General features: G+C 44.6%; 9 protein-coding genes and 1 tRNA gene. 4 read left to right on the forward strand and 6 right to left on the reverse strand.

Annotation, left to right across the window (positions count from 1 at the left end; translation table 11 throughout):
* Position 1: 1 nt before the first annotated feature.
* Positions 2 to 1,441, reverse strand: coding sequence for a sensor histidine kinase (locus AAEY83_RS03120; protein ID WP_227501961.1), 1,440 nt, complete (start codon positions 1,439 to 1,441; stop codon positions 2 to 4).
* A 92-nt stretch (positions 1,442 to 1,533) separates the two neighbouring features.
* A complete protein-coding gene (locus tag AAEY83_RS03125; protein ID WP_025646974.1) occupies positions 1,534 to 2,208 on the reverse strand; it encodes a response regulator transcription factor in 675 nt (224 codons plus the stop codon).
* A gap of 319 nt (positions 2,209 to 2,527) precedes the next feature.
* On the opposite strand from AAEY83_RS03125, the gene AAEY83_RS03130 reads away from it, so the two are divergent.
* The 3 genes from AAEY83_RS03130 to AAEY83_RS03140 all read left to right on the forward strand — a co-directional run bounded on the left by AAEY83_RS03130 (position 2,528) and on the right by AAEY83_RS03140 (position 4,377).
* Positions 2,528 to 3,010, forward strand: a complete 483-nt coding sequence (locus tag AAEY83_RS03130) for a Spy/CpxP family protein refolding chaperone (RefSeq protein ID WP_025646975.1) — start codon at positions 2,528 to 2,530, stop codon at positions 3,008 to 3,010.
* Between the two features lie 118 nt (positions 3,011 to 3,128).
* The gene (locus tag AAEY83_RS03135; RefSeq protein WP_025646976.1) at positions 3,129 to 3,503 is read left to right on the forward strand and encodes a hypothetical protein; all 375 of its coding nucleotides are present in this window, start codon (positions 3,129 to 3,131) and stop codon (positions 3,501 to 3,503) included.
* A 265-nt stretch (positions 3,504 to 3,768) separates the two neighbouring features.
* A complete protein-coding gene (locus AAEY83_RS03140) occupies positions 3,769 to 4,377 on the forward strand; it encodes a TetR/AcrR family transcriptional regulator (RefSeq protein ID WP_025646977.1) in 609 nt (202 codons plus the stop codon).
* Positions 4,378 to 4,455: 78 nt separating this feature from the next.
* On the opposite strand, the gene AAEY83_RS03145 is transcribed toward AAEY83_RS03140, so the two are convergent.
* From AAEY83_RS03145 to AAEY83_RS03160, 4 genes are all read right to left on the reverse strand, one after another.
* On the reverse strand, positions 4,456 to 5,346 hold the full coding sequence (locus AAEY83_RS03145; protein WP_264673196.1) for a CDP-alcohol phosphatidyltransferase family protein: 891 nt from the start codon (positions 5,344 to 5,346) through the stop codon (positions 4,456 to 4,458).
* A gap of 86 nt (positions 5,347 to 5,432) precedes the next feature.
* On the reverse strand, positions 5,433 to 7,601 hold the full coding sequence (locus tag AAEY83_RS03150) for a dihydrolipoyl dehydrogenase family protein (protein ID WP_025646978.1): 2,169 nt from the start codon (positions 7,599 to 7,601) through the stop codon (positions 5,433 to 5,435).
* A gap of 315 nt (positions 7,602 to 7,916) precedes the next feature.
* Positions 7,917 to 7,992: transfer RNA gene (locus AAEY83_RS03155), tRNA-Arg, on the reverse strand.
* A 96-nt stretch (positions 7,993 to 8,088) separates the two neighbouring features.
* Entirely contained in the window at positions 8,089 to 8,865 is a 777-nt protein-coding gene (locus AAEY83_RS03160) for a hypothetical protein (RefSeq protein ID WP_025646979.1), read from the reverse strand.
* Between the two features lie 288 nt (positions 8,866 to 9,153).
* On the opposite strand from AAEY83_RS03160, the gene AAEY83_RS03165 reads away from it, so the two are divergent.
* Positions 9,154 to 13,674: an exodeoxyribonuclease V subunit gamma gene (locus AAEY83_RS03165; protein ID WP_025646980.1), complete on the forward strand. Its 4,521-nt coding sequence runs from the start codon at positions 9,154 to 9,156 to the stop codon at positions 13,672 to 13,674.
* The last annotated feature ends 16 nt before the right edge of the window (positions 13,675 to 13,690 follow it).

Consider the following 13,690-nt stretch of genomic DNA (forward strand, 5'->3'; position numbering starts at 1 on the left):
GTTAAGTAGATACGGGTAATACTATCTCAACCACGAGCCCTGTGACACCATCTTCACGATTGCGCGCGCTAATCTGTCCTTTATGCGCGGCAATAATCGCCTGGGCAATAGCCAGTCCAAGCCCGTAACCGTCTTCTTTTTTACGGGTTTTATTAGCAATGCTGTTAGCAGTAGGGCTTGTTGGGCGTTGTCTGGACGCATCTAGGCGTACAAAAGGCTGAAATATACGCTCTAGGTTATCATTATCTATGCCTGCTCCTTGATCTATAATGCTTATTTTTATTGTCGATGTTTGATGTGTAAGCTTAATAGTTTCAATCTTAGATGAGACGATAGAATGTGAGTTTGAATGGATAAAGGCATTACGAATCACATTTTCAAAAGCGCTATGCAGTTGCTCTCGATTACCGATTATAAGGTATGAAAGCTCATCATCACTACTATTGTCCTTATTTCTCAAACATTGCCATTCAACGTGCTTGTCATAAAACTCAAAACTCACGTCCTGACCAATCTCATCAAGGAGCATTGCTATATCTATCGACTCGCAGTCCTCAGGGCGCGCCACATAGCGCTGCATTTGCAGTGATTGAATATGAATAATTTGCCCAATCAGCTCATTCATTCGAGTGGACTCTTTTTGAATACGGTCAAGATAATGCGTCGCATTGGGTGCATAATCCCGAGTCAGCTCAGTCGCCACTTCAAGACGCGCTAGTGGCGAGCGTAACTCATGAGAGATGTCGCTGAGCATCTGCTTACGAGACATCTCGCTATCAGCCAGTCTATTAGACAAACCTGCAACATCTTTTGCGAGTATGCCAAGCTCATCATCCCCTAACTGTGATAAGTCATCCCCAACTAGATAATCTCCTTCGCTCATACGGTGTACTTTAAGTTGAACGAGGCGAATCCGTTTGGACAAAGTGCGACTAAACCAATAACACGCCAAAACACTAAAGAGTAAAATAATGCTGATGCGCATAGGTAGGTGTGTTCTTTGTAACGCGACAAGCTCATGTAAAGGCAGACGAGGTTGTAGCTGTACTTTATAAGTATAATTATCTGGAGTCACAACAGAGATATCCTGTAACTCAGGGTAGTAACTGGTATCTGGTATGACGTGTTGAATCATGCGCTCAGTTGGAGAGGCTTGTTGATTGGCAGTCTTGGGCTCCCTATTATTTTCTGAAAACTCTTTAACCCAATCAGGTTTGAATCGATAATGAAAGGGTAGTCCCTGTTCATCAATAATAAGCAGCTGGTTTGTAAGACCACGTGTACTACGATAAATCTGTCGCACCTTTTTATAATCGCCTGATTCCAAGGCTTGGACAACCTCCTGTCTAACCGTCACTAAGTGCGCAACTTGCAACGCCATTCGTGATTCTAATGCTTGCGCATTTATCCACCTCTCTATACCAATAGATATAGTAGACATCACCAATAGCATCAGTAATAAACTTATGAATAGTCGCCAAAACAAAGAAGGGGCTAGATTTAGTAAGCGCATATATGACTTAAAATTATTCATCAAAGTACCAATTGATAACCCTTGCCACGTATGGCTTTGATAGGATCGTCATGAAAAGGCCGAAGTTTTTTTCTAAGGCGAGACACATGAACATCAAGGCTACGATCAAAAGGTTGTAGCTCACGCTGAAGGACAGTTTGTGACAGCCATTCTTTACTGACCACTTCACCTTGCTGCTTTAATAAGGCGACTAATAAGTCAAACTCAGTACCTGTTACTTGCAGCTCAAGTCCATCTATTTTACAAATGCGGTGGCCTTGATCCAGTAGCAATCGATCATGATTGAGCGGTGCTATATCGGTTGATATTAGGGTCGAGCGCTTAATAACGGCGTTAATACGAGCCAATAGCTCTCTTGGATTGCAGGGTTTAGCAATATAATCATCAGCGCCAAGCTCAAGCCCAATAATACGATCAATCTCATCGCCTTTTGCTGTTAGCATAATCACTGGAATTTGACTGGTCGTAGGAAGCTGACGCAGGACGCTCAGACCATCGATTTTTGGCATCATAATATCCAGCACTAACAGATCGTATTGATACCCCGGATCCTGTAGTCGCTTCAGTACTTGCTCGCCATCGTATACACAATCGCAGCTGACGTCATGATTATGCAGATACTCTTGTAGTAATTGGGTCAGCTCGTCGTCGTCAGCAAGCAAAATATGAGTCATAAAAAATCCTAAATTTAAAAAAAAATCGATGATATTGGTTTCAATGATATCTATAAAATCCAGATATAAGTTAATGCTTTATGAGTCATAGTTGTTTAGCCGCTCAGCTAATGCAGTGCATAAGTTTACAAGAGACAAAGGCCTAGTAGTGACAATCTTTACCTTTCTTAAAGTTTTATAAATCTATGCAACATCACAATCGCTTATGATTTGTCTTGTCAACAGAACACTGTTTTCTCAAAGGGTTCATAACGATTTGCAAGACTGTAAATTGAAAAAACCCTAGTATTTCTAATATTCATTCCAAAAGGAAAACATAATGAAAAACCTAACCCTCGCAACCTTAGTATCAGCGTCAACTTTATTGGGAATGGCTGGCATTGCCAGTGCCGCTCCAGACAATCAACCTCAGCGCGCAACCCAGATGCAACATCACAAAAGCGGTATGTCTACAGATAGGGGGCCATTATCTCAGCTTAATTTGACAGCCACGCAGCAAGCTCAAATCAAAGCTATCAAAGAAGCCGACAGAACGGAGCGCAACACTACTCGCGAACAAAACAAAGCTCAACGCGAACAAATGCGTGAACAGCTTCGAGCCTTAACTAATGCCAGTACGCTTGATACGACAACCTTGAATCGCTTAGCGAATCAACATGCCGCACAATCAAAACAGCGGTTCATCGATAACGTTCAAAGCCAACACGCGATCGCTAAAGTTTTAACTGCTGAGCAGCGTGCTCAGCTGCAACAAATGAAGGCAGAACGCGGTGAGCAAGGTGATCGTAGAGGTAGATGGTAGAACGCGTAACCGTAGCGTTTCTGAGTAGGGCTCGCTTGTAAGACGCTTACGCCATTTGATGATGCGCGAGCGGGCTTAAACCCTAATACCTACTGTCATTATACTAAGGATTACTATTATGAAATCTAGTTTTAATCGTAGCGTCTTTTTAGCACGTTTATATGGTTTAGGATTGATGTTGGCGATTGTTCCAGCCACCTCCACATTGGCTATTTTGCCAATGTTGGCAGAGATGTATCAGTATAACTCTCAAATAGAGACACCTGTTAATGAAAAACAATGGAATACTGATGTTGATGACTTAGGTTTTAACGACTTAGATTTCGATGACTTAGATTTCAAGGACTTAGATTTTGATGAGGGTAAGGTCATTGTTAGGAGTAATCGAGGCGTAGCCAAAAGCTATCGAATAAAGATTTTGGAATATGATATGCGGCATCTCCCTAGCACTCAGGTTCAAGAACGAACGGTTATTAGCCCCTCTTATCAGTAATAATGGGTAGTTTAAACACCCTGTCAGCATAGCTGACAGGGTGTTTAGGTGTTATATCATCCGATTGATGTAGATAAGGGCTGATAGGCTAAGCAATCATAATAAAACTTAACTAGACTATAGTAGTGAAGCAAGATAAAATTGAGTAATCACTCAAACCATGCGATTTGACTTCTTCAGCGACTTAGTAGTCAGCGCATGAACTACCCCCTACTTAAAGAGATAGGGGGTTTTTGTACTGAAATTTTAAAAACTGGAAGATTTGATGTCACGTACTACACTATATAATCGTCAAGAGGCACTAGATCGCGCTGTAAAGCTGTTTTGGCATAAAGGCTTTCATGCGACTTCCTTAAAAGATATTGAACAGGCTCTTGATATGCGCCCGGGTAGCATTTACGCCGCCTTTGGTAATAAAGATGGCCTGTTTCAAGAGGCGCTAGATCATTATGCTAAGGCTTCATTAACTGAGCTTGAGCGAATACTGGCTCATCATCAATCGCCTTTATCAGGACTGGCCGCTTTTATACGTCAGCTTGGTGGCATCCGCGATAAAGATTTGCCCAGTCGCGCTTGTATGTTGGTCAAAAGCTTGCTTGAGCTTGGCGCTCGCGAGCAGGCGGCATTACAGAAAGTCGAGAAACTATTGGCTGGCATGGAGTCGCGTTTTGCTGAATGTTTTGTAGAGGCACAGCGTTTAAGGGAGCTTGATGCTGAGCTTGATCCGCTAAGGTTAGCACGTCGATTGCAGGCAGAAGTCATGGGTTTGCGAGCCTTCGCGCAGCGTGATGTTGATAGTGCCGCGGTACGTGCACTGGCTGAAGATATGGCTTTCTCAATAGAGGGGCTACGTAACGATAAGTCTGCAGGCTAGTTCACTATCGTTCGTTCAGTAATAAGGTCGACTCAAAGCTTATATTTTGAGTCGACCTTCTATTGTACTTATTAGCATTCACGATTTAGCTTCTAAACGTTTGAGAGTATGGTAACCGCCGTAGATACGAGTCACGATAGTGATAGCACAGGCTGCAGCAAAGATACTGGCTAAGAGCACAAAGTGCTGTGGCCAAATACAAAAGGCAATAAATAAAGCTATGGTTTCAGTACCTTCGGTGAGTCCATTTAAATAATAAAAGCTCTTGTATTTAAACTGCGGCTTGTCGAGTTCAAACTTCTCAGCGGCTATGGCAAAGGCCAAAAAGCTAGAGCCAGTACCGATAAAGGCAGCAAGCAATAGCGCTCCGGCAATAGCGTTTTGTTCAGGATCAGCGAAGATCAAGCCAAGCGGAATAGCGGCATAAAATAAAAAGTCGAGGGTAATATCTAAGTAGCCACCAGCGCTTGTGCTTTGGTTGGCATAACGAGCAAGAGCGCCATCTAAGCCATCAAAAACACGGTTGAGTATAATCGCAACCAGTGCGGCAAACCATAGCTGATAAGCCAGTAGTGGTAGCGCTACTATGCCAATAAGAAACCCAGCTAGCGTCAATTGGTCAGCCGTGATGCCGCGCTTATGTAAGGTGGCGGCTATCGGCGTTAGTATTGGTTTTATGATAGGCGTTAGGTATTTATCTTCAACGACGTCTGCCGCCCACTGAATATAAGCATTTACCTGCGGATCACCGCCCCAAGCATGAAAATAAACGTCTTGGTTTTTGCCGCGCTCGTACAGTTGCTCCCAAGACGACTGTACGTTACGACCTGCTGCGCTGCTAGTCGTCGAGACGCTACTAGCAGAGATACCTAGACAAAAGCTAAGCGCGATAGCGTAACTGCTATAGCGACTATATTGACGGAGTGTCTTAAAGGTCGGTGAAGCTAGCAAAGCGTTCATTACGTGCATTTGAGGTTCCGTTATCGTTTTATATTTTTAGCGGGTCTATATTTTTAGCGGGGCTATATTTTTAGCGGGGCTGCTCATATAAATCACTAACCTCGGCGCCACGTATGGTACTTCTCAAGTAAGTTTAATACTTTTTCGGGCGCATGATTGCGTTTCCATTCACCTGCGGCATATTTATTAGCTTCCGCCCAAGTAGGGTACATATGAATGGTGCCAAGTATTTTATTTAACCCTAAACCATGCTTCATAGCCAGTATAAACTCAGGCATGATGTCTCCGGCATGTTCAGCCACAATAGTGACGCCTAATATCTTATCTTTGCCTGCTGGGGTGATAACTTTGATAAAGCCTTGGTTCGCGCTTTCTGTTAGCGCACGATCTAAGTCTGCAAAGTCATAGCGAGTCACTTCAAAGTCGATACCTTTATCGATTGCCTCTTGCTCGTTTAGACCGACTCGCGCCACTTCTGGATCAATAAAGGTCGTCCAAGGAATAACGCGGTAATCTACTTTAAATCTCTTAAACTTTCCAAACAAGCCATTGACTGCTGCATACCACGCTTGATGAGAGGCAACATGGGTGAATTGATAAGGGCCTGCGACATCGCCTGCCGCATAGATGTTAGGGTAGAGGGTTTCTAGGTAGTCGTCAGTGCTTATGGTGCGTTCGCTCTCGATACCCAAAGCTTCAAGTCCATAACCCTCTAAGCGGGCGCTACGACCTACAGCGCAGATTAATTGGTCATATTCAATAGCGGTTTCTTGCTGATCTGTATGATCACCATGAGGCTCAACGATGATATATTTTTTACCATTACGTATCTCACAGCGTGTCGCTTGCCTTGAAGTTAAGACCGTGACACCACTGTTAATGAGCGCTTGCTGGGCAAATTCTGAAACTTCACTATCTTCTTTTTTCATCAGGCGTTCGCCTCGCTCTATCTGCGTCACATTAGAGCCTAAGCGCGCAAAGGCTTGTGCCAGCTCTGAGCCAATAGGGCCGCCGCCAAGGACGACCAACTTTTTGGGAGTTTCCTCAAGCTCAGAAAATGTATTCCAAAGCGTGTCGCTCGTCACATAACCCGTTTCCTCTAAACCTGGTAAGTCTGGTATAAAGGGGCGAGCGCCAGTTGCGATAACAATGGAGCGTGCGGTGAGTCTTTGAGTGCCACCCTCATTCAGCGTAATCTCCACCGTCCATGGATCGATGAGTTTGGCATAGCCTTTGAGGACTTCGACACCCAGTTCAGTATAACGCTCGACACTATCGTTTGGGGCGATATCTGCGATGATCTTATGCACACGGCTCATGACATTATTGAATGAGAAGGTTGGCTGGGTATTATCGAGGCCGTAGCGCTCACCATTGCGCATTTGCTCGGCAACTTTGGCACTTTTGATTAAAGCTTTACTGGGTACACAGCCATAGTTCAGGCAGTCGCCGCCCATCTCACCTGCTTCGATGAGGGTGACTTTGGCCTTAACTGTGGCCGCAATATAGCTGGTCACGAGTCCACTAGCCCCAGCGCCAATCACAATCATATTACGATCGAACGTTCTGGGCTTAGTATAGTTTTTATAGACGCGGCGTTTTTTTAGTAGATTGAGTATGCCCTTAGCGATCAATGGAAAAAACCCAAGTAGCGCAAATGAGGCTATTAAGTTGAACGATAAAATGCCAGATAAGCTCGTAATTTGCGCCAATTGGGTACCGGCATTTACGAATACAAAGGTCCCTGCGAGCATACCGAGTTGACTGACCCAATAAAAAGTTCGAGCCTTGATCGCAGTGACACCCATTAACAGATTGATCAAGAAGAAGGGGAATATCGGCACTAAGCGTAGAGTAAATAAATAAAATCCCCCTTCTTTTTCCACACCAGCATCAATAGCGGCCAAGCGTTCGGGAAAGCGCTGTTTGATAGAGTCTCGTAATAAATAACGCGAGGTCAAAAAAGCCAATGTCGCCCCGATACTGGAGGCAAAAGAGGCAATAAGCAGACCTTGCATCAACCCAAATAATGCACCAGCCGCCAAAGTCATAATCGCCGCGCCAGGTAAGGATAAGGCGGTAACAACGATATAAGCTAAAAAAAAGCCACCAATGACCAACCAAGGCGTCTGTGCTTGGTATTGATTGAACTGAGCCATTGAGCCCTTTAGACCTTCAAGCGTCAACAACTCATTGAGGTCAAAGTAAAAAAAGCCGAGGGCTAACACCAATACGGCTACTATTAAAACTATCTTTTTGATCATGGGTTATCCAGCTAAATAATAAGGCAAAAGGGGTCTGTAAGTAACAGTGCAAATAGCAGGTTCTGTTCTTTTATTTATGGTTATCGGTTACCGCTTCAATATGAGCGGGCAAGCCTTTTTTATCTAAACTAAAAGTATCCCAATCGCTGAGTAAGAAAGTGAACGCTCAAATATAGCTATATTTACTTTTTGGGAGCGCCACTTTTTTTCCAGAATGGTGAATACTTCAAAGTGTTTAATAAAGACTGCCGCTTAGTCATGATAGGGGGGTCGGAGGGTTTTAGGTAATGCGAGGTTGGCTCTAAATACAGTGATTGGTGCGCCCACAGGGACTCGAACCCCGATCGATCGCTTAGGAGGCAACTGCTCTATCCTGTTGAGCTATAGGCGCATTTCAAAGCATTATTGTAAAAAAGTGGCGTGATAAAATCAATCTTAACCTTCTAGTGAATAGAAAGAGAGATTTATTAAAAACAGCGACTGGTCATTAGCTATTGGTTATAGAATCAGTGACGATCTCAGTGTCTTCTACTGCCGTTTTACCATTTGAAGTCGGGTTGAATAAGTCGTCTACACTATTTTGATAGCCATCAATATTGTCGAATTCATGCTGTCTTAGAATGTCTTGCCCAGTGCTTGAAATAAGGAAGTTGCGGAAGTTGATAGCGAGTGGTTTATCACTGAGTATGACGCCTTCTACGGTTTGCGACTCTCTCATTGCATAACCGAACGGGTTGAGCGTTCGGGCCTCCTTGTTCTCGGTTGTTGTTTGAGACTCTGGGTTTTTGACATCAGTCACTGAGCTGTTTTTTGTTGATGATGGTGCATTAACGATGTTATTTTTTACCTTACTATTAAGCTCATCTTCTAATAACGCTAATAACGAATCAGATAACTTATCATCGGCAATGACTAAGTCAGTAGGATGAGTATTGTCCAAAATTAACAGGTCAGTAGCTGGCACGTAATTGGTTAACACTTGCATATGCGGATAACGCGCCTCGAAGCTAACGATTACATCGTCTAAAGGTACTTGCAGAGGCTGCTGCGCTTGAATATATAGCGTATTGGCAGCGGCATCGTTTTTGACAGCGTCGCTATCTTCTTCTGATTCGCCCTGTAATGATTTGACGTCTTCACGGCTCAAAATCGGTAAGGGATCGATATTTTTACTATTGTTCAGCCATAACCATGATATAACCCCGACAATAATAAGAAGCAATAACAGTATTATCCCTGCAAGTAGTAGCTTGTAGTCTCTCATAAAATATGGCTCTTATAATAAGGTGTTTTATCGCACTTACGACACTAGTTGTCGCAAGCTATGTTGGATTTGACTCATTTTGAAATACTATACTGGTAAATCAGAGATATCAGTGGCACACTTAAGCGTTACCTCACTCATAAGACAACTATTAAGGTAACAAGGTCGCCACCTAAAGCGGCTGTGCGCCATATCTTAACAGAAATAAAAAGCGGCCACGACTACAATACTTATCTTTTATCTCGCTATTACCTCATCTTGTCTTTTACTCGGATCAGATCGCTATCTATGTTTAAAATTATTCAATCGCACCGCACTGAGCATTTAGTTGCAGAGCTACTCACCGATTATCAATCGAAAAACCAGCCAGTCTTTGCTGAGTTTATCGTTATCGTGCCTTCAATGGTATTAGGCGACTGGCTCGATAAATCTATTGCTAGCCAAGCGGGTATTAGTACGTTAGTGACGACGACCTTTTGGGGCCAGTATCAGTGGACTTTGATGCAAAAGGTGTTAGCGCGTCATAATGAGTATCTGCTCGCGCATAATCCTGAAGCGTCAACCTTGAATGTGCCTGAAGTGGCGGTATTGTCGCCCACAGTAATGCAGTGGCGTCTGTTTGGGTATTTGACGTACTATCAAGAGCTGATTGTCAAAGATGACAAGCATCCAGTGCACTCGCTGCTAGCACCGCTAATCGAGAAGCCGCAAGACGGCAGCATCCCTGATAAAGCGCAGCAAGACGTGCGTATTTGGCAGCTGGCAAGTGATTTGGCGCGAGTGTTTAATCGCTACTTAACCCACCGTGAGGACTGGCTAGCGCTTTGGTCCCAGAACAAGCTATTAGATGTCGATAAGCTGATAGCTGACAAAGATGCTTTGTCGCTGCGTTTTGATCAGTATGCTCGCGCCACCCCTGATTGGCTAGTAGCACATTATGTTGAGTTAGAAGTCGCTCAGCGTTTTTTATGGTTACACTTGTTTGCTGATGTGCACCAGCACCGCGTTGAGATTGAAAATACCTTTTGGTCAGCTCTTGAGCATAATAAGGCGAATGAGCGTGAACAGTTACCTGCTGTGCTACGCATATTTACCATTCAGCAACTGCCGCAGACGGAGCTTGACTTCTTGCAACGCTTGTCGAAATACATGGATATCACCCTGCTGCACTACAATCCATCAAAGCTATTTTGGGCGGATATCGTCGATAAGTCTTGGCTGCAGCGCCAGCAGATTATTAACCCCGAAAGTGTGTTCTTACGCGATTATGGTCATAGTTTGCTGTCGCGTTTGGGTAAGCAGTCGCGTGATACTTTCGCTATGCTGGCGAATTTATCAGGCAATGAGCAATATGAAGAAGACTTAGTAGAATGGCACGATAATTTCGATACGAGCGCTGAGGGTCTCATGGATCATGCTTATAGCAGTGAGGAATGGACTGTTGAAGCAGATAGTGCACAAAATAATTCGAGTTTACTCAGGCGTTTGCAAAATGATGTATTGATGCTCGATGAGCAAGCGACCCAGCAAGCAACCGCTGTGCAAGTCTCGCAAGCAGTCAATGAGCAAATAGAGCTAAGTTTTGAGCAAGAAGTGCAGTGGTTTGATGATGAGGCATTAGAGAACAAGCGCTTTGACAAACAGCGATACTGGGAGATGTCGGCTCAAGATAATAGCCTAAGCATTCATTCTTGCCATAATTTGCAGCGCCAGTTAGAAGTGCTACGTATTATGATTGGGCGCTGGCTTAACGAGCCGATCAGAGCGGGCGAAAAAAAACGCCATATCTCAGAGATTGTCGTGCTGATGCCTGATGTTGAGCGCCATCATGAACTGATCAGCTCTATTTTTGTCAGTGGCAAAGGGCAAGATGGTTTGACTTTGCCAGCCAAAGTGACTGGCGTGGTCGATACCGATATTCGCCAACTGTGGGAAGCTATTATCGGTTTTTATAAGCTCCTTGGTAGTCATAGCGCGCGTTTTGAGGCCGCTGAGGTTCTTGATTGGTTCATGTTACCACCTTTGTATGAGAGTTTTGGACTGACGCATGAGCAGATGAGCCGCGGCTGTGATTTATTAGTAGAGGCGGGGTTTATCCGCGGCTTTGATGAGCAGCACCTCAAGCAGACTCTAGACACCAACGACTATGACTACCGCTTCAGCTTCGCTCAAGCATTAGATAGATTGGCTCTTGGCTTAATTATGCCTGAGGCAAGCGCGAGTGATTGTTTGTATCCTCTTGCAGAGGCAGACTGGCCGAGTACAGCTATGCCTGAGATGAGCCTGCCATTACCGCAGATGAGTTTGGATGATGGCATGATCGTTGAGGCACTTTGCCGTATCTATGCAGGCTTGACTGAGCGCCGTCATGACCATACTCAAAAGAAAAAAGCTGAAGAGTGGCTGTCCCAAATCGAGACGCAAGTGATCCATCGCTACTTTGGTGAGGTCGATCAGACGCGTACGATGCGCGCGATCTACAACGCGATGAATGGCTTTAAATCCAGCCTTCGTGCCAATCGTCATTACCGGCAGTACGCGAGTGACGATACTGACAATCACGAGGTAGAACAACGGCTTGCGGGCGTTGAGCAATTACCGCTTAAGCTAAGCTTTATGCTTGATAGTATCGAAGCTGAACTTGAGAGTCAGCAAGTCAGTGCCGAGCCGACGGGAGTGATTACCTTTGGTCGCTTTGGCGCTCTTAGAAACGTACCGTTTGAGCTGGTTGTCATGCTCAATATGAATCTCTCCGAGTTCCCGGACCGCGATCGTAACAACCGCTATGACTTGATGAAAACTACTATGGCTCGCCGCGGAGATAGAGTCAGCGAGGATGACGATAATGGTGCGTTTTTAGATGCGCTATTATGTGCGCGAAGTGCCTGCTGGATATTTTATAACGGTCAAAGTCTCACCGATACTCATGAGCATCTACCCGCCAATCCTGTCAGTGAGTTGTTACAGTTTTTGCAAGGTGAAGTACAATGGCAAGTCAGCTCGCTTGAAGCATTAGAGGCATTGCCTGAGAGTGTTGACGCGACTACTGAGCAGCTAAAGCGCTATCTGCCTAAGCTCATCAAGCAGTGGCTAGTCACTGAGCATCCAGCTCTACCTTTCCACGAGAGTCTGTTTGAATCTATGATTGAAGAAGACGGGGCTCTTAATACAACAAACAGTGTTGATGCTCATAATCAAAGCGAAGTGGCGGATACTGCCAACCTTGACGCCCATGCGTCCACTGACGCTAGCGATGAGTTAGATGCACTCTTAGATCAAGCTATGCAAAAAACTAAGCTGGCACAAAAAAAGCAATTTCCACCTGCACCGATTTGGCAAGCTGTTTTTGATACCCTAAAGAGCCGCGTGCCAAGCAAACGCTTACAATTCGTTGGTTTGCCCACAAAATCGCAATATGAAGCGATCGCTCAAGTACTTGGACGCAGTTTAGGTGAGCTTGGACAAGTCGATCATAAAGATTTGCAAGCATTGATCGAACTGCTGGCGCTCGATATAAAAACCAATACACACGACACAAATAATGCAGACTTAACGACTATGCTCAGTCAAACCCTATTTGATATTCATGAGATAGACGTAGAAGGCGTGCTGGCCTATCAAGTCCGTCATCCTGCCAAGGCCTTTTTGCGCGCTCAAGAGGTGTATGTCATGCAAGGTGAGCAAGCAAGGGTGCAGCAAGAGCCACTATTTTTGGACGGCTTAACCAATTATCAGATTACAGATCATCTCATTAATGAGCTCGCTACTAGTACCGTTTATACCAATCCAGATAGCTATTCTGCTAACTCTGAACACAACTCTGCTAACTTTGAACTTGATGTTCAAGCGAGTTATTCAACTTTAATGTACCAAAAGATCATGCCGGCAGGTATCGCACGGCAAACCACCTTAGTAAATGAGCGGCAAAAGCTCCAACAGCAGTGTCTAGAGTTTCAAGAGCAGCTGATGGCCAACGGTTTTGCTAACACAGATGTGTTACTAGCAAGAGTAGAGGGCAAGTCTAGTGTCTTACGACTGATAACCCCAACCACTGAGCATCCTGTGCGGGTAGAGTTAGCAACCATTTTTAATAGCGATCTAAATAACGCTGACAAAGAGCCCGGCAGTCAGCATGAGTCCCTACTGCGATTATTACCTAAAGTTATTAAATTAAAAGGGCAGGTACCGATAGCGGCTCATGGCGAGGATATTCATTTGCACTCCAATACTGCTTATAGCGAGCAATCGCCTAAGCAGTGGCTCAATGTATTGCCTAATGCGGCTAGTCCCAAACATTTACTCAAGTTCTGGTTATCGCATTTATACTGGCAAGTCGCAAGGCGTACCACGGCCGCGCAAGTCACCTTGAATGATGGTGTGAGCATATGGCGCTTTAACAAGTCTAGATCAGGGGTGAAGAAGTTTGAGAAGTCAGTTGCCTTTAAGATCGCTCCTATCGTCTATGAAGACGCCATACTAGAGCTGATAAAGTGGGCAATCTTTGCCCAGCTCGTTGGTCAAGTGCCTGTTACGATACTGCCAGAGTATGCGCTCAGTTATCTAGAAAAACAGCAAAAATCGCAGGACAGTGATAGTGGCAACTATTGGCCAAAACGCGCAGATTTCTCAGACTGGCTAAGGCCGAGTTATCAGGCAGATATGATTTATGATACTTGTTCGCAGCATGCTATATGGCAATACGTCTTGCGCGATCAAGATACTTTTAGGGCTTTAGCTACAGCATTGACGACTATCGCACAGCCTTTATATGAGCCAATGTTTGACGCTTTGGAAGGGTTAGACGGTTAGTCCTTTATACCGCTTA

Source organism: Psychrobacter sp. TB20-MNA-CIBAN-0197 (assembly GCF_040309765.1).
Taxonomy (GTDB): Bacteria; Pseudomonadota; Gammaproteobacteria; order Pseudomonadales; family Moraxellaceae; genus Psychrobacter; species Psychrobacter submarinus.